This window comes from Variovorax sp. M-6, from assembly GCF_052114385.1.
GTDB lineage: Bacteria > Pseudomonadota > Gammaproteobacteria > Burkholderiales > Burkholderiaceae_C > Variovorax.
Map to the genome: position 1 here is coordinate 471929 of NZ_JBFREQ010000001.1, position 25885 is coordinate 497813.

23 protein-coding genes are annotated in these 25885 nt (G+C 66.7%); 15 read left to right on the plus strand and 8 right to left on the minus strand.

Annotation, left to right across the window (positions count from 1 at the left end; genetic code table 11):
* Positions 1–83: 83 nt before the first annotated feature.
* The 3 genes from feoB to AB4Z46_RS02315 all read right to left on the minus strand — a co-directional run bounded on the left by feoB (position 84) and on the right by AB4Z46_RS02315 (position 5244).
* A complete protein-coding gene (feoB, locus tag AB4Z46_RS02305) occupies positions 84–1985 on the minus strand; it encodes a ferrous iron transporter B (protein ID WP_442281850.1) in 1902 nt (633 codons plus the stop codon).
* A complete protein-coding gene (locus tag AB4Z46_RS02310) occupies positions 1978–2259 on the minus strand; it encodes a FeoA family protein (protein WP_442281886.1) in 282 nt (93 codons plus the stop codon). The genes feoB and AB4Z46_RS02310 overlap by 8 nt, the downstream gene beginning before the upstream one ends.
* Positions 2260–2376: 117 nt before the next feature.
* Entirely contained in the window at positions 2377–5244 is a 2868-nt protein-coding gene (locus AB4Z46_RS02315; RefSeq protein WP_442281851.1) for an aconitate hydratase, read from the minus strand.
* A gap of 136 nt (positions 5245–5380) precedes the next feature.
* Between AB4Z46_RS02315 and AB4Z46_RS02320 the strand changes: the two genes are divergently transcribed.
* Complete coding sequence (locus AB4Z46_RS02320; protein ID WP_442281852.1) at positions 5381–6208, plus strand: helix-turn-helix domain-containing protein; 828 nt, start codon at positions 5381–5383, stop codon at positions 6206–6208.
* 75 nt (positions 6209–6283) lie between these two features.
* Here the strand turns inward: AB4Z46_RS02320 and AB4Z46_RS02325 are convergent, their stop codons facing one another.
* The 5 genes from AB4Z46_RS02325 to AB4Z46_RS02345 form a co-directional block, all read right to left on the minus strand.
* On the minus strand, positions 6284–8869 hold the full coding sequence (locus AB4Z46_RS02325; RefSeq protein WP_442281853.1) for a bifunctional aconitate hydratase 2/2-methylisocitrate dehydratase: 2586 nt from the start codon (positions 8867–8869) through the stop codon (positions 6284–6286).
* A 72-nt stretch (positions 8870–8941) separates the two neighbouring features.
* Positions 8942–9517, minus strand: coding sequence for a hypothetical protein (locus AB4Z46_RS02330; RefSeq protein WP_442281854.1), 576 nt, complete (start codon positions 9515–9517; stop codon positions 8942–8944).
* A 25-nt stretch (positions 9518–9542) separates the two neighbouring features.
* Positions 9543–10550 (minus strand): HpcH/HpaI aldolase/citrate lyase family protein, encoded by a 1008-nt coding sequence (locus tag AB4Z46_RS02335; protein WP_442281855.1) that lies wholly within the window; start codon positions 10548–10550, stop codon positions 9543–9545.
* On the minus strand, positions 10547–11323 hold the full coding sequence (gene tam, locus AB4Z46_RS02340) for a trans-aconitate 2-methyltransferase (protein ID WP_442281856.1): 777 nt from the start codon (positions 11321–11323) through the stop codon (positions 10547–10549). Before tam ends, AB4Z46_RS02335 begins: the two co-directional genes overlap by 4 nt.
* Before the next feature lie 11 nt (positions 11324–11334).
* Positions 11335–12321, minus strand: a complete 987-nt coding sequence (locus AB4Z46_RS02345) for a malate dehydrogenase (protein WP_442281857.1) — start codon at positions 12319–12321, stop codon at positions 11335–11337.
* 191 nt (positions 12322–12512) lie between these two features.
* On the opposite strand from AB4Z46_RS02345, the gene AB4Z46_RS02350 reads away from it, so the two are divergent.
* The 14 genes from AB4Z46_RS02350 to AB4Z46_RS02415 all read left to right on the plus strand — a co-directional run.
* Complete coding sequence (locus tag AB4Z46_RS02350; protein ID WP_442281858.1) at positions 12513–13274, plus strand: GntR family transcriptional regulator; 762 nt, start codon at positions 12513–12515, stop codon at positions 13272–13274.
* Positions 13275–13436: 162 nt separating this feature from the next.
* Positions 13437–13883 (plus strand): succinate dehydrogenase, cytochrome b556 subunit, encoded by a 447-nt coding sequence (gene sdhC, locus AB4Z46_RS02355; protein ID WP_442281859.1) that lies wholly within the window; start codon positions 13437–13439, stop codon positions 13881–13883.
* Positions 13884–13899: 16 nt separating this feature from the next.
* A complete protein-coding gene (gene sdhD / locus AB4Z46_RS02360; protein ID WP_442281860.1) occupies positions 13900–14265 on the plus strand; it encodes a succinate dehydrogenase, hydrophobic membrane anchor protein in 366 nt (121 codons plus the stop codon).
* 4 nt (positions 14266–14269) lie between these two features.
* Positions 14270–16078, plus strand: a complete 1809-nt coding sequence (gene sdhA, locus AB4Z46_RS02365) for a succinate dehydrogenase flavoprotein subunit (protein ID WP_442281861.1) — start codon at positions 14270–14272, stop codon at positions 16076–16078.
* Between the two features lie 76 nt (positions 16079–16154).
* Complete coding sequence (locus AB4Z46_RS02370; RefSeq protein ID WP_442281862.1) at positions 16155–16856, plus strand: succinate dehydrogenase iron-sulfur subunit; 702 nt, start codon at positions 16155–16157, stop codon at positions 16854–16856.
* A gap of 17 nt (positions 16857–16873) precedes the next feature.
* Complete coding sequence (locus AB4Z46_RS02375; protein ID WP_442281863.1) at positions 16874–17176, plus strand: FAD assembly factor SdhE; 303 nt, start codon at positions 16874–16876, stop codon at positions 17174–17176.
* A gap of 24 nt (positions 17177–17200) precedes the next feature.
* Positions 17201–18511, plus strand: coding sequence for a citrate synthase (gltA, locus tag AB4Z46_RS02380; protein WP_442281864.1), 1311 nt, complete (start codon positions 17201–17203; stop codon positions 18509–18511).
* Positions 18512–18632: 121 nt separating this feature from the next.
* Positions 18633–18773: an entericidin A/B family lipoprotein gene (locus AB4Z46_RS02385; RefSeq protein ID WP_442281865.1), complete on the plus strand. Its 141-nt coding sequence runs from the start codon at positions 18633–18635 to the stop codon at positions 18771–18773.
* Positions 18774–18900: 127 nt separating this feature from the next.
* Positions 18901–19848 (plus strand): LysR substrate-binding domain-containing protein, encoded by a 948-nt coding sequence (locus AB4Z46_RS02390; protein WP_442281866.1) that lies wholly within the window; start codon positions 18901–18903, stop codon positions 19846–19848.
* Positions 19849–19877: 29 nt separating this feature from the next.
* Positions 19878–21299 carry a 3-isopropylmalate dehydratase large subunit gene (gene leuC / locus AB4Z46_RS02395; protein ID WP_442281867.1) on the plus strand — a complete coding sequence of 474 codons (1422 nt, stop codon included), beginning with the start codon at positions 19878–19880 and terminating at the stop codon, positions 21297–21299.
* A 16-nt stretch (positions 21300–21315) separates the two neighbouring features.
* Positions 21316–21966, plus strand: a complete 651-nt coding sequence (gene leuD / locus AB4Z46_RS02400) for a 3-isopropylmalate dehydratase small subunit (protein WP_442281868.1) — start codon at positions 21316–21318, stop codon at positions 21964–21966.
* Between the two features lie 94 nt (positions 21967–22060).
* On the plus strand, positions 22061–23161 hold the full coding sequence (gene leuB, locus AB4Z46_RS02405) for a 3-isopropylmalate dehydrogenase (protein WP_442281869.1): 1101 nt from the start codon (positions 22061–22063) through the stop codon (positions 23159–23161).
* Between the two features lie 90 nt (positions 23162–23251).
* A complete protein-coding gene (asd, locus tag AB4Z46_RS02410; protein ID WP_442281870.1) occupies positions 23252–24394 on the plus strand; it encodes an aspartate-semialdehyde dehydrogenase in 1143 nt (380 codons plus the stop codon).
* Positions 24395–24655: 261 nt separating this feature from the next.
* Positions 24656–25885 (plus strand): type IV pilus assembly protein FimV (locus AB4Z46_RS02415; protein WP_442281871.1); only part of this gene is annotated, 1230 nt, incomplete at its 3' end.

Genomic DNA, 25885 nt, shown 5'->3' on the forward strand with positions numbered 1-25885 from the left:
CGGCTTCGCCGGGCCGCTGGTGTCGCCCCCGGAGAGGGAGTGGGCGGCCACACGAAGTGGGCCAACCTGGGGGAGAGCATCATTCATCCTCCTGTGAGCGCCAGGGCCACCCGGTAGGTGATCCAGCATGCAATGTAGGCGAGCGCGAACAAATAGCCCGCCATGATCCAAACATAACGCCAGGAGCCGGTCTCGCGTTTGACGGCGGCCAAGGTCGATACGCATTGGGGCGCGAAGACGTACCAGACCAGGAGAGACAGCGCCGTGGCGAGCGACCAGCTGCCGGCGATCAGCGGCTCGAGCTGACCCGCCACGTCGTCGCCGGTGGCCGAGAGCGCATACACGGTGCCGAGTGCACCGACGGCCACCTCGCGCGCCGCCATGCCGGGCACCAGCGCGATCGAGATCTGCCAGTTGAAGCCGATGGGCGCGAAGATGTGCTCCAGACCGCGGCCGATCATGCCGGCCAGGCTGTACTGGATCGCCGGGCCGGTGGCGCCTTCGGGTGGCGACGGGAAGGTCGAGAGGAACCACAGCAGGATCGTCAGCGTGAGGATGATCGTGCCCACGCGCTGGATGAAGATCCAGGCCCGCTCGTAGAGGCCGAGCACCAGGTTGCGCAGGTTGGGCCAGCGGTAGGCCGGCAGCTCCATCAGCAGCGGCGACTGCTGCTTGGAATCGCGGAAGCGCTTCATGACCCAGGCCACGGCCATCGCCGAGACGATGCCGAAGACGTACAGCGCGAACAGCACCACGCCCTGCAGGTTGAACACTCCGCCCACGGTGCGTGCCGGAATGAAGGCCGCGATCAGGAGCGCATAGACCGGCAGCCGCGCCGAACAGGTCATGAGCGGCGCGATCATGATGGTGGTGATGCGATCGCGCCAGTTGCTGATGGTCCGGGTGGCCATCACGCCCGGAATCGCGCAGGCGAAGCTCGACAGCAGCGGGATGAAGGAGCGGCCCGAGAGCCCCACCGTCCCCATCACGCGGTCGAGCAGGAAGGCCGCGCGCGGCAGGTAGCCCGAGTCCTCGAGCGCGAGGATGAACAGGAACAGGATCAGGATCTGCGGCAGGAAGACGATCACGCCGCCGACGCCCGCGATGATGCCGTCGACCAGCAGGCTCTGCAGCATCCCTTCGGGAAGGTAGTGCTTGACGAGTTCGCCGAACGCCGTGGTGGCGTCCTTGATCGCGTCCATCGGCACTTCGGCCCAGCTGAACACGGCCTGGAACATCAGGAACATCGCGACCGCGAGCACCACCATGCCCCACACCGGATGCATCACGATGCGGTCGATGCGGTCGCTGGTGGCCAGGCTGCCGGCCGGCTCGCGCACCGCCAGGCCGAGGACGCGGCGCACCTCGCGCTGGGTGTCGAGCACGTCGTCAAGCCCGGGCGCCTGCCATTGCTGCTGGGGGCCCGGGGCGGCCACCGGCGCGTCGAGCGCCTCCAGCAAGCCCTGGGCGCCGCCGCTGTGCACGCCGACGGTCTCGATCACCGGCAGGCCGAGTTCACGCGACAGCACGGCCGCATCGATCGTGATGCCCTGCTTTTTCGCCATGTCGGTCATGTTGAGCGCCACCACCAGCGGCAGCCCCAGGCGCTTGGCCTCGAGCACCAGCCGCAGATTGAGGCGCAGGTTGGTGGCGTCGGTGACGCACACCAGCAGGTCGGGCAGCGCCTCGTGGCTCTTGCCCGTGACCACGTCGCGCGTGACGGCCTCGTCGGCCGACAGCGCATTGAGGCTGTAGGCGCCCGGCAGGTCGAGCACGAAGACGCGGCGGCCGGCGGCGGTGCGCAAGGTGCCTTCCTTGCGCTCGACGGTCACGCCCGCGTAGTTGGCCACTTTCTGGCGGCTGCCCGTCAGCAGATTGAACAGCGCCGTCTTGCCGCAGTTGGGATTGCCCAGCAGCGCGATGCGCTCGGGCAGGCTGCTCGAATGGGCGGCGCCGGGCTGGAAGGTCAGGGTCGCTTCAACCATGGCCGACCGCTCCCGGCGTCACGCGGATCAGCGACGCTTCGTGGCGGCGCAGCGCGAAAGTGGTGTGTCCCAGCCGCACGGCGAGCGGCTCGCGGCCGGGCACGCCCGTGGCGACGATGCGCACGGCCTCACCCGGCACGAAGCCGATTTCGGTCAGGCGCAGCACCAGTTCCCTGCCCTCGGCCTCCTCGGGCCGGAGGACGTCGAGTACCGTGGCCCATTGGTGCGTGGGAAGCTGATCGAGGCTGATGGCGGCCGAGGCCGCGCCGTTCATTGTGGTCACCCGCGGAATCCAGAGAATGCAAAAGAGAATTATTCTCGAAAACTCCGGGGTTTGGGGCGATCTGGCGCAAGAATCCCTTCAAGACGTCCGCGTCCAGTCAGTCTCCGGTCAGGCCGCCAGCAGCTGACGCAGCACGAAGGGCAGGATGCCGCCGTGCTTGTAGTAGTCGACCTCGATCGGCGTGTCGATGCGCAGGCGCACCGTGACTTCCTGGTGCGTGCCGTCCGGGCGGTGGACCACGATCTTGACGTCCATCTGCGGCTTCAGGTCGCCGCCGATCACGACATCGATCTTCTCGTCGCCGGTCAGGCCCAGGCTTTCCCACGAATCGGCGCCGCGGAACTGCAGCGGCAGCACGCCCATGCCGACCAGGTTGGCGCGGTGGATCCGCTCGAAACTGCGCGCCACCACGGCCTTGATGCCGAGCAATTGCGTGCCCTTGGCGGCCCAGTCGCGCGAGGAGCCGGTGCCGTACTCCTCGCCGCCGAAGATCACGGTCGGCACGCCCTGCTCGATGTACTTCATCGCGGCGTCGTAGATGAACATCTTCTCGTTGCCCGGCTGAAACAGCGTGAGCCCGCCCTCCTCGCGCGAACCCTCCGCATCGGCCGGGATCATGAGGTTCTTGATGCGCACGTTGGCGAAGGTGCCGCGCATCATCACGTCATGGTTGCCGCGGCGCGAGCCGTAGCTGTTGAAGTCGGCCTTCGCCACGCCGTGCGCCTTGAGCCAGATGCCCGCCGGCGAGCTTTCCTTGATCGAGCCGGCCGGTGAAATGTGGTCGGTGGTGATCGAGTCCCCGAACAGCGCCATGATGCGCGCGCCTGTGAAGCCGGCGTCGCTCGCGTGCGGCTCCATCTTGAAGCCCTCGAAGAACGGCGGCTCGGCGATGTAGGTCGACTTGGGCCAGTCGTAGACCTGCCCCTTGGTGCCCTTGATGCTGCTCCAGAGCTTGCCCGGGTTGTCCTTGATCTGCTCGTAGTTCTTCCGGAAGGCCTTGGCGTTCATCGCGAAGCGCAGGTTGTCGTCGATCTCCTTCGGGCTGGGCCAGATGTCGCCGAGGTAGACGTCCTGCCCCTTCTTGCCCTTGCCCACCGGCTGGGTCATGAGGTCGACCATCACGTTGCCCGCGATCGCGAAGGCCACCACCAGCGGCGGCGAGGCCAGGAAGTTGGCCTTCAGGTTCGGATGGATGCGGGCTTCGAAATTGCGATTGCCCGACAGCACCGCGGCACCGATCAGGTTGTTCTTGGTGATGACTTCGTTGATCTCGGGCGTGAGGTCGCCGGCATTGCCGATGCAGGTGGTGCAGCCGTAGCCGGCCAGGTAGAAGCCGAGCTTCTCGAGGTAGGGCAGCAGACCGGCCTTCTCGAGGTACTCGGTCACGATTCGGGACCCCGGAGCCAGCGAGGTCTTGACGTGCGGCTTCACGGTGAGCCCCGCCTCCACCGCCTTCTTCGCCAGCAGGCCCGCGGCCAGCATCACGCTCGGGTTCGAGGTGTTGGTGCAAGAGGTGATGGCGGCGATCAGCACGTCGCCGTTGCCGATGGTCACCTGGCCCTTCGGCGCGGGCGGCGCGGAGGCCCCCACATGGGCTGCAGCCTTGGTGGAGCGGTTTGCGACCATTTCCATCTCGGCGCGCGGCGCACCGGGCGCAGGTGCAGCCGTCTCCTTTTCGCCGCTGCGGCCATCGTGCGTCAGCGGATAGCGCAGCTTCAGCGTGTCGGCCGGCTGGTTGAAGCCGTTGGCTTCGTTCGGCTTGCTGTAGAGCTCGGAGAACTTGGTCGCCAGGTGCCCCAGGTCGATGCGGTCCTGCGGCCGCTTCGGGCCTGCCAGGCTGGGCGACACGGTGCCGAGGTCGAGCTTCACGACCTTGGTGTATTGCAGCTCGCCCGGCGCCGGCATGCCGAACAGTCCCTGCGCCTTGTAGTAGGCCTCGAAGCGCTCGACCTCGGCGTCGGTGCGGCCGGTGCCCTTGAAATAGGCCACGGTCATCTCGTCGACCGGGAAGAAGCCCATGGTGGCGCCGTACTCGGGCGCCATGTTGCCGATGGTGGCGCGGTCGGGCACCGCGATCGAGGCGGCGCCGGGGCCGAAGAACTCGACGAACTTGCCCACCACCTTCTCGCCGCGCAGGATCGCCGTGACATAGAGCACCAGGTCGGTCGCGGTGACGCCCTCGCGCAGCTTGCCCGTGAGTTCGAAGCCCACCACGTCGGGGGTCAGCATGTAGACCGGCTGGCCCAGCATCGCGGCCTCGGCCTCGATCCCGCCCACGCCCCAGCCGACCACGCCGATGCCGTTGATCATGGTCGTGTGGCTGTCGGTGCCGACCAGCGAGTCGGGGTAGTAGGTCGGCGGATCCGCCTTGTCGTGCGGGCTCTTGTAGACGCCGCGCGCAAAGTACTCGAGATTGACCTGGTGCACGATGCCGAAGCCGGGCGGCACGACGCCGAAGGTGTCGAAGGCCTGCATGCCCCATTTCATGAACTGGTAGCGCTCGTTGTTGCGCTGGAACTCGAGCTTCATGTTGAGGTCGAGCGCCTTCGGCGTGCCGTAGTAGTCGACCATCACCGAGTGGTCGACCACCAGGTCGACCGGCACCAGCGGCTCGATGGTCTTGGGCGACTTGCCCAGCGACTGGGCCACGCTGCGCATCGCGGCCAGGTCGGCCAGCAGCGGCACCCCGGTGAAATCCTGCAGCACCACGCGGGTCACGACGAAGGGCACTTCGTCGGTGCGCTCCGCGTTGGGCGTCCAGTTGGCGAGCTGTTCGACATGCTCGGCCGTGACCTTCTGGCCGTCGCAGTTGCGCAGCACCGATTCGAGCACGATGCGGATCGAGACCGGCAGCTTGTCGACGTTGGGGTATTGCTTCGCAAGTTCCTTGAGCGACCAGTACTTGCCGGCCTTGCCCGAAGCGGTCTTGAAGGTCTTGAGCGTGGAGGCGAAGGCGTGCGCCGGTACTTTGGCCATGAAGAAACTCCTGTGTTCGTGGAAGCTCCTCAAAGATAGCAGGGTTCGGTGACGCCGGCAGCAATCGGGAGCCCGCCGGCGCGGCATCGGCTCGATGACCTGGGAGGTCATGGCTGCGGCGTGCCGGTTCACTAGGATGTCGTCCATGCACACATCGAGCGCCCCCCCGACCGCGGCCGACCCGTTCGGCGCCCACCTGCGCCACTGGCGCCAGCACCGACGCCTGAGCCAGCTCGACCTGGCCCACGAGGCTCAGGTGTCGACCCGCCACCTGAGCTACGTCGAGACCGGCCGCGCCGAGCCCAGCCGCGAGATGGTGCTGCGGCTGGCCGAGCGGCTGGAAGTGCCGCTGCGCGAGCGCAACGCGCTGCTGGTGGCCGCGGGCTACGCGCCGATGTACCGGCAACGCTCGCTCGACGACCCGGCCCTGGCGGCGGCACGGCGGGCGGTCGACCTGGTGCTCAAGGGCCACGAGCCCTTCCCCGCGCTGGCGGTCGATCGCCACTGGAATCTGGTGGCGCACAACGCGCTGGTGCCGATGCTGATGGCCGGTGCGGCCCCGCACCTGCTCGAGGCGCCGATCAACGTGCTGCGGCTCAGCCTGCACCCGGACGGCCTGGCGCCGCGGATCGCCAACCTGGCGCAATGGCGCGGCCACCTGCTCGAACGGCTGCAGCAGCAGATCGCCGCCACCGGCGATACCGCGCTGGCGGCGCTGCACGACGAACTGGCGGCCTATCCGACGCCGCAGGTGAGCCACGACGCGCCGGCCGCCGGCATCGAACTCTCCAACGTGATCGTGCCCTTCCAGCTCGTCACGCCCGACGGCGTGCTGAGCTTCATCAGCACCACCACGATCTTCGGCACCCCGGTGGACGTCACCTTGCAGGAACTCGCGGTGGAATCGTTCTTCCCGGCGGACGCGCAGACGGCGAAGGCGCTGAGCGCACTGGCGCCGCGCTGAATCGGCCGGCCGCCTGGCGGTCGCCCATGAAAAAAGCCCCGCGGGCGCGGGGCTTCGTGCTCGGACGGCCGAGGATCAGGCGGCGACCGTGGCCGCGACGTCCTTGTAGTCGTCGATCTTGTCGAAGCTCAGGTACTGGTAGATCTGGTCGCTGGCGGCGTCGAGCACGCCGACGCTCGCCATGTACTCGGCCTTGGTCGGGATCCGGCCCAGTCGCGAGCAGATCGCGGCCAGTTCGGCGCTGCCGAGGTACACATTGGAGTTCTTGCCCAGGCGGTTCGGGAAATTGCGCGTGCTGGTCGACATCACGGTCGCGCCTTCGCGCACCTGCGCCTGGTTGCCCATGCACAGCGAGCAGCCCGGCATTTCGGTGCGGGCACCGGCATTGCCGAAGACGCCGTAGTGGCCTTCCTCGGTGAGCTGCTGCGCGTCCATCTTGGTCGGCGGCGCGATCCACAGCTTGACCGGGATGTCGCGCTTGCCTTCGAGCAGCTTGGAGGCTGCGCGGAAGTGACCGATGTTGGTCATGCACGAGCCGATGAACACTTCGTCGATGGTCGCGCCGGCCACGTCCGACAGCGTCTTCACGTCGTCGGGGTCGTTCGGGCAGGCGACGATCGGCTCATGGATGTCGGCCAGGTCGATCTCGATCACGGCCGCGTAGTCGGCGTCGGCGTCGCCCTTGAGCAGCTGCGGGTCCTTGAGCCAGGCTTCCTGCGCGGCGATGCGGCGCGCCAGCGTGCGGCCGTCGGCATAGCCCTCGGCGATCATCCAGCGCATCAGCGTGATGTTGCTGTTGATGTACTCGATGATCGGTTCCTTGTTCAGGTGCACCGTGCAGCCGGCGGCCGAGCGTTCGGCCGAGGCATCGCTGAGTTCGAAAGCCTGTTCGACCTTCAGATCGGGCAGGCCCTCGATCTCGAGGATGCGGCCCGAGAAGACGTTCTTCTTGCCCTTCTTCTCGACCGTCAGCAGGCCCGCCTTGATCGCGTAGAGCGGAATCGCGTTGACCAGGTCGCGCAGGGTCACGCCCGGCTGCATCTTGCCCTTGAAGCGCACCAGCACGGATTCGGGCATGTCCAGCGGCATCACGCCGGTGGCGGCCGCGAAGGCCACCAGGCCGGAGCCGGCCGGGAAGCTGATGCCGATCGGGAAACGCGTGTGGCTGTCGCCGCCGGTGCCGACCGTGTCGGGCGTCAGCAGGCGGTTGAGCCAGCTGTGGATCACGCCGTCGCCCGGGCGCAGCGAGACGCCGCCGCGGGTGGCCATGAAGTCCGGCAGCTCGTGGTGCATCTTGACGTCGACCTTCTTCGGATAGGCCGCCGTGTGGCAGAACGACTGCATCACGAGGTCGGCGCTGAAGCCGAGGCAGGCCAGGTCCTTGAGTTCGTCGCGGGTCATCGGGCCGGTGGTGTCCTGGCTGCCGACCGAGGTCATCTTCGGCTCGCAGTAGGTGCCGGGGCGAACGCCCTGGCCTTCAGGAAGACCGCAGGCGCGGCCGACCATCTTCTGCGCCAGCGAGAAGCCCTTCTTGGTGTCCACCGGGCTGACCGGCAGGCGGAACAGCGTCGAGGCCGGCAGGCCCAGCGCCTCGCGCGCCTTGGCCGTGAGGCCGCGGCCGATGATCAGGGGAATGCGGCCGCCGGCACGCACTTCGTCGAACAGCACGTCGCTCTTGACGGAGAACTCGGCAATCACCTTGCCGTCCTTGAGCGCCTTGCCCTCATAGGGACGCAGCTCGACCACGTCGCCCATGTTCATCTGGCTGACGTCGAGTTCGATCGGCAGCGCGCCGGAGTCTTCCATCGTGTTGTAGAAGATCGGAGCAATCTTTCCGCCGAGGCAGACGCCACCGAAGCGCTTGTTCGGCACATACGGAATGTCTTCGCCGGTGAACCACAGCACCGAATTGGTCGCACTCTTGCGCGACGAGCCCGTGCCGACCACGTCGCCGGCGTAGGCCACCAGATGACCGCGGGCGCGCAGGTCCTCGATGAACTTGACCGGGCCGCGCTTGCCGTCTTCCTCGGGAACGATGCCGGGACGCGCGTTCTTGTGCATCGCCAGTGCGTGCAAGGGAATGTCCGGACGCGTGGTCGCATCAGGCGCGGGCGACAGGTCGTCGGTGTTGATTTCGCCTGCGACCTTGAAGATGCTGACGGTGATGCTTTGCGGCACTTCGGGGCGGCTGGTGAACCATTCGGCATCGGCCCAGCTCTGCAACACCGACTTGGCGTTCGCATTGCCCTTGTCGGCCTTCTCCTTGACGTCGTGGAACTGGTCGAACATCAGCAGGGTCTTCTTCAGGCCTTCGGCCGCGACGGCGCCGACTTCGGCGTCGTCCAGCAGGTCGACCAGCGGTCCGATGTTGTAGCCACCGAGCATGGTGCCGAGCAGTTCGGTCGCGCGGGCGCGCGTGAGCAGCAGGCTCTTCTCGGTGCCGTGGGCCACGGCCGCGAGGTAGCTGGCCTTGACCTTGGCGGCGTCGTCCACGCCCGCCGGCACGCGGTTCGTCAGCAGGTTGAGCAGGAAATCGGCCTGGGCCACGGCCGGCGACTTCATGAGCTCGATCAGTTCGGCAGTCTGCTTGGCGGTCAGCGGCAGCGGCGGGATGCCGAGCGCGGCGCGTTCGGCAACATGTTCAACGTAGGCTTGCAACATCTTCTTTTCTCCGGATACACAAAAGGGCGGGCGGCTCCCGCCCGAAAGCGGGAGCCGCGCCTTGACGGATGACTACTGCTTCTTGGTGGCCGGCGCAGCGTCGGCGCCGTCGAACAGGCTCTTGGGCGGGTTCTTCTTCATGTCCTCGGCCACTTCGGCCTGCTTGGCAGCCTGGCATTCGTCGGCCAGCCGCAGGCCCTGCTTCTGGCTCATCAGCATCGACTTGTTGCCCAGCTGCAGCCACATGGCCTCGCGGACCGGGTCTTCGAGCCGGACCGCGCCGGTGCGGCTGGTGACCGGGTGCAGGCGGTACTTCACGTTGGCATGCGTCAGGATGAAGAAGCCGGGCTTCTTGGGATCGGGCTCGATGTTCACGCTGGCGCCGAGTTCGCACTTGATGGTGCCGGTCAGGATGGTCTCGGCGACCTTCAGGTCCTGCTCCGAGAGCGTGATGTCGGTGTCTTCGCTGATGGGTTTGGCCTCTTCGACCTTCTTGATGATGCGCTTGGGCACCACCTTCTGCACGACCTTCTTGCCGGTCGTGTTGGCTGCCGGCTGCTTCGCCGGGGTGCTTGCAGCATTGGTCTGGGCCATCGCCGCGAGCGGCAATGCGAGGGCGGTGGCGGCGATCAGGGCAATCGTCTTCATGGGTAGGTTCTTTCGGGGGTGGATTTCAGGAGATGGCGGGAGCGAACCAGGCCTGTGCCTCGGGAGGCAGGCTGCGGCCGGTGGCGTGCGCCCGTTCAAGCACCTGCCAGAAATGGCGGTAACTGGCGCGGTCATGCAATGTGCCATTGATACTGACCGGCGCCCACGCTGCGGCTGCCGCCGCGGACATGATTTTTGTAGCGATTTGAATCTGCCGCTCGTCGGGCGCGAAGGCCTCGAGGATCGGGCGGATCTGGTTCGGATGGATGCTCCACATCCGGGTGTAGCCGAATTCGAGGGCCGCCTTGCGGGCCGCGGCGCGCATCGCGTCGATGTCGTTGAACTCGGTCACGACGCAGTGCGAAGGCACCTTGCCATGCGCATGGGCGGCCGATGCGATCTCGAGCTTGGCGCGCACCACCAGCGGGTGCGTGAATTGCCCGGCGGCAGCCATGCCGTCGGCCGGAATGGCGCCGCCGTGCGCCGAGACGAAATCCATCAGCCCGAAGCTCAGCGACTGCACCCGGGGGTGGGCCGCGATCTCGAAGGCATGGTGCACCGCCAGCGGCGATTCGATCAGCACATGCAACGGCAGCGCGTCGGCATCGGCGGCGTCGAGCGCCTGCACGGCCTCGAGAACGTCGGCGATCGTTTCCACCTTGGGCACCATCAGGTGACTCAGGCGATGGCCGGCCCGGCCGGCGATCGTCATGACGTCGCCGGGGAACGAAGGGTGATCGACCGGATGGACCCGCGCGCCGACACGCATGCCGGCGGCCGCGGAGAGCGCGAGCTCGGTGACCAGCGCCGCATGCTCGGCCTCGCCGCCGACCGGGGCTCCGTCCTCACAGTCGAGGGTAACGTCGAACACGCAGGCGCCGAATTCCTGGGCCAGCTCGGCCTGCAGCGCCAGGCTCTTGCGCATGCGTGCTTCGACACCGCTGTAGTGGTCGCAGACCGGCAGCGCCACCGCGCCGGCCTGGGCACCGAGCAGCACCTCGCGCGGATGAGAAGTCGAAATGCTCACGCTCATGCTTTCTTCTGCGCCACGATGAACATGCGCGGAAAGGCCAGCAGCAGCCGGCCATCGGTGCGCGCCGGATAGGCCCGCGCAATGCGGCGTTCGTATTCGGCCAGGTAGCTGGTCTTGAGTTCGCTGGGCAAGGGGTCGACGAAGGGCTTGAGGCCTGTGCCGCTGACCCATTCGACGATGGCCGCCGCGGAGGCCATCGGATGCTGGTAGGCGGTGCGCCAGACATCGACCGTCGCCGCCTCGCGGGCGAGCAGGTCGTAGTAGCCGTCGATCGCCAGCAGTTGGGTGCGCAGCCGGTCGGGATTGCCGATGGCCTGCGCCCAGGGTGCCTCGGCCGCCACCTCGCGCATCAGCCGATGCGTGGGCTCCTGCCGGTTGTCGGGCATCTGGATCGCCAGCACGCCCCCGGGCGCCAGTGCCGCGAAGAGCCTGGGGATCAGGGCCTCGTGATCGGGCACCCACTGCAGGGCGGCATTGGCATAGATGAGGTCGGGCGCCGCCTCGGGCGCCCAGGTCGCGATGTCGCCGAGCTCGAAGCGGGCCTGCGGCAGGCGCTCGCGCGCGCTCGCGAGCATCGCCTCGGAGTTGTCGGTGCCGACGACGGCAGCACCGGGAAAGCGCTGCACCAGCAGCTCGGTGGAATTGCCCGGCCCGCAGCCGAGGTCGAACACGCGCGGGGCCTCGGCCAGCGGCACGCGTGCCAGCAACTCCCGGGCCGGACGCGTGCGCTCGTCCTCGTAGCGGCTGTAGAGCGCGGGATTCCAGTCGAGCATGCAGCGACGGCTTACAGCAGGTGGGCGACGCCGGCCTGTTCGTCCTGCAGTTCCTTGAGCGTCTTGTTGATGCGCTCCTGGCTGAAGGCGTCGATCTCGAGGCCTTCGACCAGCTTGTACTCGCCGTTCTCGCAGGTGACCGGGAAACCGAACATGGTGTCCTTCGGAATGCCGTACTGGCCGTCCGAGGGGATGCCCATCGTGACCCACTTGCCCTTGGTGCCCAGCGCCCAGTCGCGCATGTGGTCGATCGCGGCGTTGGCGGCCGAGGCGGCCGACGACAGGCCGCGCGCCTCGATGATGGCGGCACCGCGCTTGCCGACCGTCGGCAGGAACACGTTGGCGTTCCATTCCTGGTCGTTGATCATCTTGGCGACGCTTTCGCCGTTGATGGTGGCGAAGCGGTAGTCGGCGTACATCGTGGGCGAATGGTTGCCCCAGACGGTGAGCTTCTCGATGTCGGCCACGGCCTTGCCGGTCTTGGCGGCGAGCTGGCTGGCGGCGCGGTTGTGGTCGAGGCGCAGCATGGCGGTGAAGTTCTTGCGCGGCAGGTCCGGTGCGCTCTTCATCGCGATGTAGGCGTTGGTGTTGGCCGGGTTGCCGACCACCAGCACCTTCACGTTGCGGCTGGCCACGGCGTTGAGCGCCTTGCCCTGTGCGGTGAAGATGGCGCCGTTGACGGCCAGCAGTTCGGCGCGTTCCATGCCCGGGCCGCGCGGACGCGAGCCCACCAGCAGCGCGTAGTCGGCGTCCTTGAAGGCGGTCATCGGATCGCTGTGGGCTTCCATGCCGACCAGCAGCGGGAAGGCGCAGTCGTCGAGCTCCATCATCACGCCCTTGAGCGCCTTTTGCGGGCCTTCGACGGGGACTTCGAGCAATTGCAGGATGACCGGCTGGTCCTTGCCCAGCATTTCGCCGGAGGCGATGCGGAACAGCAGGGCGTAACCGATTTGGCCAGCGGCACCGGTGACGGCAACGCGAACGGGCTTTTTGCTCATGGGAAAACTCCAGGAAATGAGTGAAAACGGTGCGTGGCCGCACGCTGCGGCCACAAGGTCGGGCCGGACGATGGCGCCCAGGCTTCGGACGTCTTCGATTTTATGCCGATTTGCGGTTTCGGTGGCGCCTGTCTTATGTCTTATATAAGATGTCGCCCGGAAAGCACCCGCCGCGGTGCGCCGATGCACCCATGACCACCTCTCCCACCGCCGTCGCCGAGCTCGCCACGCCGTCGTTCAGTCCGCTCTACCAGCAGATCAAATCGCTGATCCTGCAGAGCCTGCACGCCGGCGAATGGAAGCCGGGCGAACCGATTCCGAGCGAAATCGACCTCGCGGCGCGCTTCCGGGTCAGCCAGGGCACGGTGCGCAAGGCCATCGACGAACTCGCGGCCGAGAACCTCGTGGTGCGCCGCCAGGGCAAGGGCACTTTCGTCGCGACCCACGCCGAGCAGCACGTGCAGTACCGCTTCCTCAAGCTGGTTCCGGACAACGGCGATGTCGACGGCGAAGGGCCGGCCCAGCGCACGATCGTCGATTGCCGGCGCCAGCGCGCCAGCGCCGATGTCGCCCGCGCGCTGGCGCTGCGCACCGGCGACGCCGTGCTCCAGGTGCGCCGCGTGCTGGCCTATCGCGGCACGCCGACCATCCTGGAGGAGCTCTGGCTGCCGGGAACGCCGTTCAAGGGGCTCACGGCCGAACGGCTCACCGCATGGCGCGGGCCCATGTACGCGCTGTTCGAGACCGAATTCGGCGTGCGCATGGTGCGCGCCGAGGAAAAAATCCGCGCCGTTCTGCCGGACGCGGCGCAGGCCGCGCTGCTGGCCGTCACTTGCGCAACGCCGCTGCTGAGCGTGGAACGCCTGGCCCATACGTACCACGACACCCCGATGGAATTGCGCCGCGGCCTCTACCGTACGGACACGCACCACTACCGAAACGAGCTGGGGTGAACAGGCTCGCCGACGGCGCGCGGGAACTCGATCATCCGAGTGTCCCGGTGCGATGACCTATCCTCGCCGAGCGGCACGATGGTGCATTGCAATAGAATTTTGAGTTGTTTGCATTTCCTTGCTTCAGAACAAGCCGCCCTCTAAAAAATACCGAAAGCCCCCATGACAGAGCTGGCCAACCCTCCCCGACCGCCGCGGCGCGAGTTCCGCAACATCAACGCGATCACCGATCTGACGACCTACCGGTTTCCGCCGGCGGCGCTGGTCTCGATCCTGCACCGCATCAGCGGCGTGCTGATGTTCCTGCTGCTGCCCTTCATCATCTGGATGTTCGACACCTCGGTGTCTTCCGAGATTTCCTTCGCGCGCTTCACGGCCGCCTTCAGCGTCGGGATCGGATTCCTTCCGGGCTGGTTCCTCAAGCTCGTGGCGCTGGCGCTGATCTGGGCCTACCTGCATCACTTCATCGCCGGCCTGCGCCACCTGTGGATGGACGTGAACCACGCCGCGGTGGAAAAGAAGAGCGGCAACAGCACGGCACTCGCCACGCTGTTCCTGAGCGTTCTGCTGACCGTCGTCCTCGGCGCCAAGCTGTTCGGCCTTTACTGAATCTAGGAACCAGACTATGTCCGTGAACTACGGCTCCAAGCGCATCGTCGTCGGTGCGCACTATGGCTTGCGCGACTGGCTCAGCCAGCGCATCACCGGCGCGCTGATGGCGCTCTTCACCGTGATCCTGCTGGCGCAGGTGATCTTCAAGCGCGGCCCGATCGGCTACGACCTCTGGGCCGGCATCTTCGCCGCCCAATGGATGAAGGTGCTCACCTTCGTGGTGATCGCCTCGCTGCTCTATCACGTGTGGGTCGGCATGCGCGACGTCTGGATGGACTACGTCCAGCCGGTCGCCATCCGCCTGCTGCTGCAAGTTTTCACGATCGTCTGGCTTGTCGGTTGCGCGGGTTGGGCCATTCAAGTGCTCTGGAGGCTCTAACCCAATGACTTACACCAAAGACCAAATCACCAAGCGCAAGTTCGACGTCGTGATCGTCGGCGCCGGCGGCTCCGGCATGCGTGCATCCCTGCAACTGGCACGCGCCGGCCTCAACGTCGCCGTGCTGTCGAAGGTGTTCCCGACCCGCTCGCACACCGTCGCCGCCCAAGGCGGCGTCGGCGCCTCGCTCGGCAACATGAGCGAGGACAACTGGCACTACCACTTCTACGACACGATCAAGGGCTCCGACTGGCTCGGCGACCAGGACGCGATCGAGTTCATGTGCCGCGAAGCACCCAAGGTGGTGTATGAGCTCGAGCACTTCGGCATGCCCTTCGACCGCAACCCGGACGGCACGATCTACCAGCGTCCGTTCGGCGGCCATACCGCGAACTACGGCGAAAAGCCGGTGCAGCGCGCCTGCGCCGCGGCCGACCGCACCGGCCACGCGATGCTGCACACGCTCTACCAGAAGAACGTCGAGGCCCGCACCCAGTTCTTCGTCGAATGGATGGCGCTCGACCTGATCCGCGACGCCGAAGGCGACGTGGTCGGCGTGACCGCGCTCGAGATGGAAACCGGCGACCTGCACATCCTGCAGGCCAAGACCGTGCTGCTGGCCACCGGCGGCGCAGGGCGCATCTTCGCGGCCTCGACCAACGCCTTCATCAACACCGGCGACGGCCTCGGCATGGCCGCGCGCTCGGGCATCCCGCTGCAGGACATGGAGTTCTGGCAGTTCCACCCGACCGGCGTGGCCGGCGCCGGCGTGCTGCTGACCGAAGGCTGCCGCGGCGAAGGCGCGATCCTGCTCAACAGCAATGGCGAGCGCTTCATGGAGCGCTATGCCCCCACCCTGAAGGACCTGGCGCCGCGCGACTTCGTCTCGCGCTCGATGGACCAGGAAATCAAGGAAGGCCGAGGCTGCGGTCCCAACAAGGACTACGTGCTGCTGAAGCTCGACCACCTCGGTGCCGAGACCATCCACAAGCGGCTGCCCTCGGTGTACGAAATCGGCGTCAACTTCGCCAACGTCGACATCACCAAGGAACCGATCCCGGTGGTGCCGACCATCCACTACCAGATGGGCGGCATCCCGACCAACATCAACGGCCAGGTCGTGATCCAGAAGGGCGAGGACAACAGCGCCGTGGTCAACGGCCTCTATGCGGTGGGCGAATGCTCCTGCGTGAGCGTGCACGGCGCCAACCGCCTGGGCACCAACTCGCTGCTCGACCTGCTGGTGTTCGGCCGCGCGGCCGGCAACCACATCGTCGAGTTCAACGACAAGCTCAAGGAGCACAAGGACCTGCCGGCCGATGCCGCCGACCGAACCCTGGAGCGCCTGAACCAGCTCGAGGCCTCGACCTCGGGCGAGTACGCGCAGGACGTGGCCAACGAGATCCGCTCGGTGATGCAGCAGCACGCAGCCGTGTTCCGCAAGCAGGCCACGATGGACGAAGGCGTGAAGAAGATCGCCGACGTGCGCAAGCGCGTCGCCTCCGTCACCCTCAAGGACAAGTCGCGGGTCTTCAACACCGCGCGCATCGAAGCGCTGGAAGTCGACAACCTGATCGAAGTGGCGCAGGCCACGATGGTCTCGGCCGCCGCCCGCCGCGAATGCCGCGGCGCCCACACGGTCGAAGACTACGAGCGTCCCGCCGACGATCCGGTGGCGCCGCTGGGCCGCAACGACGCCGAGTGGATGAAGCACACGCTCTGGTACAGCCAGGACAACCGCCTTTCCTACAAGCCCGTCAAGCTGCAGCCGCTGACGGTGGCGTCGGTGCCGCCCAAGGTCCGTACATTCTGAGAACTTGCGGGACAGAGCGCCGTGGCGCATGGCGCCACAAGCTCTGTCCCCAACCGATTAAAAAAAGGTCATCCCGATGAAGCGCACATTCCAGATCTACCGCTACGACCCGGACAAGGACGCCAAGCCCTACATGCAGACCATCGAGATCGAACTCGACGGCCACGAGCGCATGCTGCTGGACGCCCTCATGAAGCTCAAGGCGCAGGACCCGACGCTGTCGTTCCGCCGCTCCTGCCGCGAAGGCGTCTGCGGCTCGGATGCGATGAACATCAACGGCAAGAACGGCCTGGCCTGCCTGACCAACATGCTGACGCTCAAGGGCACGATCGTGCTCAAGCCGCTGCCCGGCCTGCCGGTGATCCGCGACCTGATCGTGGACATGACGCAGTTCTTCAAGCAGTACAACTCGATCAAGCCCTACCTGCAGAACGACACCGTGCCGCCCGAGAAGGAGCGCCTGCAGTCGCCCGAGGAGCGCGACGAGCTCAACGGCCTGTACGAGTGCATCCTGTGCGCGAGCTGCTCCACCAGCTGCCCGAGCTTCTGGTGGAACCCCGACAAGTTCGTCGGCCCGGCCGGCCTGCTGCAAGCCTACCGCTTCATCGCCGACAGCCGCGACGAAGCCACCGGCGAGCGCCTGGACAACCTGGAAGACCCGTACCGCCTGTTCCGCTGCCACTCGATCATGAACTGCGTCGACGTGTGCCCCAAGAACCTGAACCCGACCCGGGCCATCGGCAAGATCAAGGAACTCATGGTGCGTCGCGCCATCTAGCCCAAGTGACGGACCCGATGCAAGCCACCGACGACCTCTCCGAGCCGATCAGCGTGCGTGCGCTGAGCAAGCTCAAGTGGCGCTGCCGGCGCGGCCTGCTTGAAAACGACCTGTTCATTGCCCGCTTCTTCGAACGGCACGAGGCAAGCCTGACCCGCGGGCAGGCACAGGCACTGGAGACATTGATGGACCTGTCGGACAACGACCTGCTCGACCTCCTGCTCGCGCGAAAGGAGCCCGAGCCCGGATGGGCCGGGGCCGAGGTGGTCGAACTGCTGCGGCTGATGCGCAGCGACGGTGCGCAATCCCTATCTTCCTGATCCATTCTTTGAAAGACACTCGAAATGAAAGCATCCGAGAACAAGGCCACTCTGTCGTTCAGCAACGGCGGACAGAACGTCGAGCTACCGATCTACAAGGGGACCCTCGGCCCTGACGTGATCGACATCCGCAAGCTCTACGCCCAGACGGGCATGTTCACCTACGACCCGGGCTTCATGTCGACGGCCTCGTGCGAATCGGCCATCACCTACATCGACGGCGACAAGGGCGAGCTGCTGTACCGCGGCTACCCGATCGAGCAGCTCGCGACCAACTGCGACTTCCTCGAAACCTGCCACCTGCTGCTGTACGGCGAGCTGCCCGACCAGGGCAAGAAGACCAGCTTCACGAAGCTCGTGACCAACCACACGATGGTCAACGAGCAGATGCAGTTCTTCCTGCGCGGTTTCCGCCGCGACGCGCACCCGATGGCCATCATGACCGGCCTGGTCGGCGCGCTGTCGGCCTTCTATCACGACAGCACGGACATCAACAATCCGAAGCACCGCGAGATCGCCGCGATCCGCCTGATCGCGAAGATGCCGACGCTGGTCGCCATGGCCTACAAGTACACCGTGGGCCAGCCCTACATGTACCCGAAGAACGACCTCAGCTATGCGGGCAACTTCCTGCACATGATGTTCGCGACGCCGTGCGAGGAGTACAAGGTGAGCCCGGTGCTCGAGCGCGCGCTCGACCGCATCTTCATTTTGCATGCCGACCACGAGCAGAACGCCTCGACCTCGACCGTGCGCCTGTGCGGCTCGTCGGGCACCAACCCCTTCGCGGCGATCGCGGCCGGCGTGGCCTGCCTCTGGGGCCCGGCCCACGGCGGCGCCAACGAGGCGGCGCTCAACATGCTTTACGACATCCAGAAGGCGGGCGGCGTCGACAAGATCGGCGAGTTCATCAAGCAGGTCAAGGACAAGAACTCGAACGTCAAGCTGATGGGCTTCGGGCATCGCGTCTACAAGAACTACGACCCGCGCGCCAAGCTGATGCAGGAAACCTGCAAGGAAGTGCTGGGCGAACTGGGCCTCGAGAACGATCCCCTGTTCAAGCTCGCGATGGCGCTCGAGAAGATCGCCCTGGAAGACGAATACTTCGTCTCGCGCAAGCTCTACCCGAACGTCGACTTCTACTCGGGCATCGTGCAGCGCGCGATCGGCATCCCGGTGCCGCTGTTCACCGCCGTCTTCGCGCTCGCGCGCACCGTCGGCTGGATTGCCCAGCTCAACGAGATGATCGGCGACCCCGACTACAAGATCGGCCGCCCGCGCCAACTCTTCGAAGGCTCGGTCAAGCGCGACGTCAAGCCGATCGCACAACGCTGATTGCCGTCAGGCTCTCACACAGGAAAGCTGCCTTCGGGCAGCTTTTTTGCGTTTTGGCTGACAGGAAGCCGAACTGCGGGCGAATACCTTGATAGCGTCAACCACACCAAGGAGTTCCGCCATGAAGAAACTTGCCGCCATGATCGCCGTCCTCTTCGCCTTCACCGTGCCGCTGGCCGGCTGCAACACCATGAAGGGTGCCGGCCAGGACATCCAGAAGGGTGGCCAGAAGATGGAAGACGCCGCGCAGAAGAAGCAATAGGCCGGCAGCCTGGGCCCGCGGCGCTCATCGCGCCGCGGCATTAAAGCCATCTCCGATCGCGATGGCCCCGACATCGAAACTGAGGGAAAATAGGCGCTTCCATCTCTGAACGAGATGCCAAAGCCCAATGACTTCCTCAGAGCGCAGTTTCGCCCGCCGCATCGACCTCACGTCGCTGCAGTTGTTCGTGGCCGTCTGCGAACTCGGCAGCATCGGCCGCGCCGCGGAGCGTGAATTCATCGCGGCGTCGGCCATCAGCAAGCGGCTGTCCGACCTCGAAGCCACCCTCGGCACTCCCCTGCTCTACCGCCACGCGCGCGGCGTCGACCTGACGCCGGCCGGCGAGAGCCTGCTGCACCATGCGCGCTCGGTGCTCTACAGCCTCGAGAAGATGCAGGGCGAACTCAGCGAGTACGCCGACGGCGTGCGCGGGCACGTCCGGGTGCACGCCAACATCTCGGCCATCGTTCAGTTCCTTCCCGAGGACCTCGGCGCCTTCACGCGCGAGCACGACGCGATCAAGATCGACCTCGAAGAGCACTTGAGCAGCGAGGTCGTGCGCGCCGTTCACGAGGGCGCGGCCGACCTCGGCGTCTGCCACGTCGCCGACGGCGCGGCCGAACTGCAGAGCCTGCCCTACCGCGACGACGCGCTGGCGCTGATCGTGCCCGCAGGCCACGCGCTGGCATCCGAGCGGGTGATCGATTTCGTCGACTCGCTGGCCTACGACCACGTCGGCCTGCACACCAACAGCTCGATTTATGTCGCGATGCACCAGGCCGCGCTGGCCGCAAGCCGCAGCATCCGCCTGCGCATCCACGTGACGGGCCTCGACGCGATGTGCCGGATGATCGAGAACGGCCTCGGCGTCGGCGTGATGCCGCTGCGCGCCTTCGAGCTGATGCAGGGCGGCATCGGCCGCGGCCTGACCAGCGTCGCGCTCAACGACGCCTGGGCCGCGCGCCAGATCCGCCTGATCGCACGCGACTTCTCGACCCTGCCGGTCGCCGCCCGCATGCTCGTCAAGCACCTGCACACGCCGGCCGACGCGACGCCCGCGCAGCTGGCCGCATAAGACAATTCACCTCCCCACGAAAGAGACCCATGGCACGCACGCTCTACGACAAACTCTGGGACGAACACGTCGTCCACACCGAGGAAGACGGCACCTCGATCCTCTACATCGACCGCCACCTGGTGCACGAAGTCACCAGCCCTCAGGCTTTCGAAGGGCTGCGCGAGGCCGGGCGCAAGCTGTGGCGCATCAGCTCGGTGGTGGCGACGGCCGACCACAACACGCCGACCACCCACTGGGAACTGGGCTACGACGGCATCACCGATCCCGTCAGCAAGGAACAGATCACCACGCTGGACACGAACATCAAGGAATTCGGCGCCGCCGCCTTCTTCCCGTTCCTGAGCAAGCGCCAGGGCATCGTGCACGTGATCGGGCCCGAATCGGGCGCCACCCTGCCCGGCATGACCGTGGTCTGCGGCGACTCGCACACCTCGACCCACGGCGCCTTCGGCGCGCTCGCGCACGGCATCGGCACCAGCGAGGTCGAGCACGTGATGGCGACCCAGACCCTGCTCGCCAAGAAGGCCAAGAACCTGCTCGTGAAGGTCGAAGGCAAGCTGCCGCTCGGCTGCACCGCCAAGGACATCGTGCTCGCGGTCATCGGCAGGATCGGCACCGCCGGCGGCACGGGCTACACCATCGAGTTCGCCGGTTCGGCGATCCGCGACCTGAGCATGGAAGGCCGCATGACGGTCTGCAACATGGCGATCGAGGCCGGCGCACGCGCCGGGCTGGTGGCGGTGGACGACAAGACCATCGCCTACGTGAAGGGCCGCCCGCTGGCGCCGACCGGCGTCGAATGGGACCAGGCCGTCGCCTACTGGAAGACGCTGCAGTCCGACCCCGGCGCGCACTTCGACCTGGTGGTCGAGCTCGACGCCGCGCAGATCAAGCCGCAAGTCACCTGGGGCACCTCGCCCGAGATGGTGGTTCCGGTGGACGGCCGCGTGCCCGACCCGGACAAGGAAAAGGACGCCAACAAGCGCGGCGCGATCGAGCGCGCGCTGGCCTACATGGGCCTGGAGCCGAACAAGCCGATGAACGACATCCTGATCGACAAGGTCTTCATCGGCTCCTGCACCAACAGCCGCATCGAGGACATGCGCGAGGCCGCGGCGATGGTCAAGAAGCTGGGCCAGAAGGTCGCCAAGAACGTCAAGCTCGCGATGGTCGTGCCAGGCTCCGGCCTGGTGAAGGAACAAGCCGAGCGCGAAGGGCTGGATGTGATCTTCAAGGCCGCCGGCTTCGAATGGCGCGAACCCGGCTGCTCGATGTGCCTGGCGATGAACGCCGACCGGCTCGAGCCGGGCGAGCGCTGCGCATCGACCASCAACCGCAACTTCGAAGGCCGCCAGGGCGCGGGTGGGCGCACCCATCTCGTGAGCCCGGCGATGGCTGCCGCTGCCGCCGTGCACGGCCACTTCGTCGACGTTCGTCAATTCGCCTGATCCCGGAGCCCGCACCATGCAAAAGTTCACCGTACACAAGGGCCTCGTGGCGCCGATGGACCGCGAGAACGTCGACACCGACGCGATCATCCCGAAGCAGTTCCTGAAGTCGATCCGCAAGACCGGCTTCGGCCCCAACCTGTTCGACGCCTGGCGCTACCTGGACCCGGGCGAGCCGGGCCAGGACCCGAAGTCGCGCAAGCCGAACCCCGATTTCGTGCTGAACCAGCCGCGCTATGCGGGCGCCTCGGTGCTGATCGCGCGCAAGAACTTCGGCTGTGGCTCGTCGCGCGAGCACGCGCCCTGGGCGCTCGACCAGTACGGCTTCCGCGCCATCATCGCGCCGAGCTACGCCGACATCTTCTTCAACAACAGCTTCAAGAACGGCCTGCTGCCGATCGTGCTGAGAGACGCCCAGGTGGCGCAGCTGTTCGACGAGACCTTCGCGTTCCCGGGCTACAGCCTGACCATCGATCTCGAGCGCCAGGTGGTGATCAAGCCGGACGGCAGCGAGATTCCGTTCGAAGTCCAGGCCTTCCGCAAGTACTGCCTGATCAACGGGCTGGACGACATCGGCCTGACCCTGCGCCACAAGGACAAGATCAAGGCCTTCGAGGCCGAGCGCCTGGCCGCCAAGCCCTGGCTGTCGCACCAGCTGATCGCCTGATGGATGTGGCCCGCCCGAGGGGGCCGCAGGCCGCCTTGGGGCGGCCCGGCGCCCGCCTGAGCCTCTCCCCGTTCAACCCAACCTCTAGCTCCTCATGAAAATCGCAGTCCTCCCCGGTGATGGCATCGGCACCGAAATCGTCGCCGAAGCCATCCGCGTGCTCGAAACGCTCGACCTGAAGTTCGAAATGGAATCGGCGCTGGTCGGCGGCGCGGCCTACGAGGCCCACGGCCACCCGCTGCCCGAATCCACGCTGAAACTGGCCAAGGAGGCCGACGCGGTGCTGTTCGGCGCCGTGGGCGACTGGAAGTACGACCAGCTCGAACGCTCGCTGCGCCCCGAACAGGCCATCCTGGGCCTGCGCAAGAACCTCGGCCTGTTCGCCAACTTCCGTCCGGCCATCTGCTATGAGCAGCTGGTCGACGCCTCCAGCCTGAAGCCCGAGCTGATCGCGGGCCTGGACATCCTGATCATCCGCGAGCTGACCGGCGACATCTATTTCGGCCAGCCGCGCGGCCGCCGCACCGCGGTCGACGGCCATTTCCCGGGCGCCGAGGAAGCCTTCGACACCATGCGCTACTCGCGCCCCGAGGTCGAGCGCATCGCCCACGTCGCCTTCCAGGCGGCGCGCAAGCGCAGCAAGCGCGTGACCAGCGTCGACAAGGCCAACGTGCTCGAGACCTTCCAGTTCTGGAAGGACATCGTGACCGAGGTCGGCAAGGAGTACCCCGACGTCGAGCTCGACCACATGTACGTCGACAACGCCGCGATGCAGCTGGTCAAGGCACCCAAGAAGTTCGACGTGGTGGTGACCGGCAACATGTTCGGCGACATCCTGTCGGACGAGGCCGCGATGCTCACCGGCTCGATCGGCATGCTGCCCTCGGCCTCGCTCAATGCCAGCAACCAGGGCCTCTACGAGCCCAGTCACGGCAGCGCGCCCGACATTGCCGGCAAAGGGGTTGCCAATCCTTTGGCTACAATCCTGTCCGCTGCCATGATGCTTCGCTTCTCCCTCAACCAGCCCGAGGCTGCCGACCGGATCGAGTCGGCGGTCAAGTCCGTGCTGGCCCGGGGATTGCGCACGGCAGACATCTGGTCCGCGGGCACGACCAGGGTCGGCACCCGCGAAATGGGCGACGCGGTGGTGGCAGCCATCTCCTCTTCGATCACCAAAAAGACGATTACCGGCTAACCGCAGCCCGCTTCGTCACGCCCTCCCCCGGCTCGACGAGCCGGGCGCAAAGAAAAGACAACTTTCTTTTTTTCACAAGGGCACTTTGAAATGGCGAACGCAAATCAACCTCTGGTCGGCCTCGTGGGCTGGCGCGGCATGGTCGGCTCGGTCCTGATGGACCGGATGCAGGCCGAAGGCGACTTCGGACTGATCGAGCCGGTCTTCTTCTCGACTTCCAACGCCGGCGGCAAGGCCCCGGCGATGGCCAAGAACGAGACCACGCTGAAGGACGCCTACGACATCGAGGCACTGAAGAAGTGCGACATCGTCGTCACCGCCCAGGGCGGCGACTACACGACCGAGGTGTTCGCCAAGCTTCGCGCCGCGGGCTGGAAGGGCCACTGGATCGACGCCGCGTCCACGCTGCGCATGAACGACGACGCGATCATCGTGCTCGATCCGGTCAACCTGCCGGTGATCCAGAACGCGCTCGCCAAGGGCGGCAAGAACTGGATCGGCGGCAACTGCACCGTCAGCTGCATGCTGATGGGCGTGGGCGCGCTCTACAAGGCCGGCCTGGTCGAGTGGATGACCAGCATGACCTACCAGGCGGCCTCGGGCGGCGGCGCGCAGCACATGCGCGAGCTGCTGACCCAGTTCGGCACGATCAACGCCGAGGTGCGTTCGCTGCTCGACGACCCGAAGTCGGCGATCCTCGAGATCGACCGCAAGGTGCTGGCCAGGCAGCAGTCGCTGAGCGCGGCCGAAACGGCGAACTTCGGCGCCCCGCTCGGCGGCAGCCTGATCCCCTGGATCGACAAGGACCTGGGCGACGGCATGAGCAAGGAAGAATGGAAGGGCGGTGCCGAGACCAACAAGATCCTCGGCCAGGGCGCCGGCTTCGGTACCGCGGCGACCCCGGTCGACGGCTTCTGCGTGCGCATCGGCGCGATGCGCTGCCACAGCCAGGCGCTGACCTTCAAGCTCAAGAAGGACGTCCCGGTGGCCGACATCGAGGCGCTCATGGCCGCCGACAACGAGTGGGTCAAGGTGGTGCCGAACACTCGCGAGGCCACGGTGCGCGACCTGACGCCGGTGGCCGTCACCGGCACGATGACGATTCCGGTCGGCCGCGTGCGCAAGCTCGCGATGGGCCCGGAGTACGTGGGCGCCTTCACCATCGGCGACCAGCTGCTGTGGGGCGCGGCCGAACCGCTGCGCCGCATGTTGCGGATCCTCCTTCAGGCATAAGCTTCCTTGTCGCGTCCCTTCGGGGGCGCGTCGTTGCTATACAGCAACGGCAAATGCATGACGAAGTTTGCACGCACTGGGTAGAAAAGCCTCGTCGCCTTGTCAGTGCAAGGTCTTGATGTTAACGTCCCCTTACACTTATGGGCCGAGCTGCCCCCTACCAGCATGACACGACAACCGTTGCCTGCGGCCCGCCCTTTGGCCCTCCCTCCGAGCACGACGAACGCCGGTCGCGGCCAGCTCACCCTCCTCAGTGCGGCAGTGGGTTTGGCCCTGGGCGCGTTCGCGGTCGACGCCAGCGCGTTGACCTTGGGGCGGTTGAATGTTCAGTCGGCGCTGGGCGAGCCGCTGCGCGCGGAAATCGAAGTCACCGAGATCACGCCGGCCGAAGCCGATGGGCTGAAGGTCAACATCGCCTCTTCCGAGGCTTTTCGCGCCGCCGGGATTCCATACAACGCGGCGCTGTCGGACGTCCGGGCCGGCGTCCAGAAGCGCCCCGACGGTCGCTACGTCATTCGACTCACCAGCAATCGCCTGCTCAGCGAGCCCTTCGTCGACCTGTTGCTTGAAGCCAACTGGAACACCGGCCGCATCGTGCGCGACTACACCGTCCTGCTCGACCCGCCGGCCAGCCGTCAGGCGGCGGCCCCGGTGGCCCCCGTTGCCCCCCAGATCAGCGCGCCGCCACCGCAGCGCGTCGCCCCGGCCGTCGTGCAGGCGCCTCCGAGCCGACGCGAGCGCGCAACCGCTGCGGCATCCGCAGCGCCGCCCGCCCCGGCGGAGAGCGGCACGGTACGCACGGGCACCGGCGAACACGTCAAGGTCCAGGCCGGCGATACCGCCGGGAAGATCGCCGCCGCCTACAAACCGGCCGAGGTCTCGCTCGACCAGATGCTCGTGGCCCTGCTGCGCGCCAACCCTAACGCTTTCATCGGCGGCAATGTCAACCGGATCAAGGCCGGCGCAGTGCTCGAGATGCCCGGCACGCCCCAGGCCGAAGCCATTCCCGCGGGCGAGGCGCGCCGCACCGTGACCGCGCAGAGCCAGGATTTCGGTGAATACCGCCGTCGCCTGGCCGACAACGCGCCGACCTCGCGGGTCGCCGATGCCGATCGCCAGGCCTCGGGCAAGCTGCAGGCCAATGTCGAGGACCGCAACGCGGCCAATGCCTCCAGCGACAAGCTCAAGATCTCCCAGGGCATCGCCCCGGGCCGACCCACCGAAGAACAGATCGCTCAGGCGCGCCAGGCGCAGGCCAGCAACGCCCGGGTCGCCGAGCTGTCGAAGAACATCTCCGAGCTGAACAAGATCCAGGCCGCCAGCGGCGCGACGCCAACGGCAGCCAGTCCGGCGCCGGCCGCTGCCCCGGCGCCCGCCGCGGCCGCCAGCCCCGCACCAGCCGCTGCGCCAGCCGCCGCTGCGCCAGCAGTTCCTGCCGCAGCGCCGGCCGCAGCCGGCACCCCCGCCACCGCGACGCCACCGGCCGTGGTC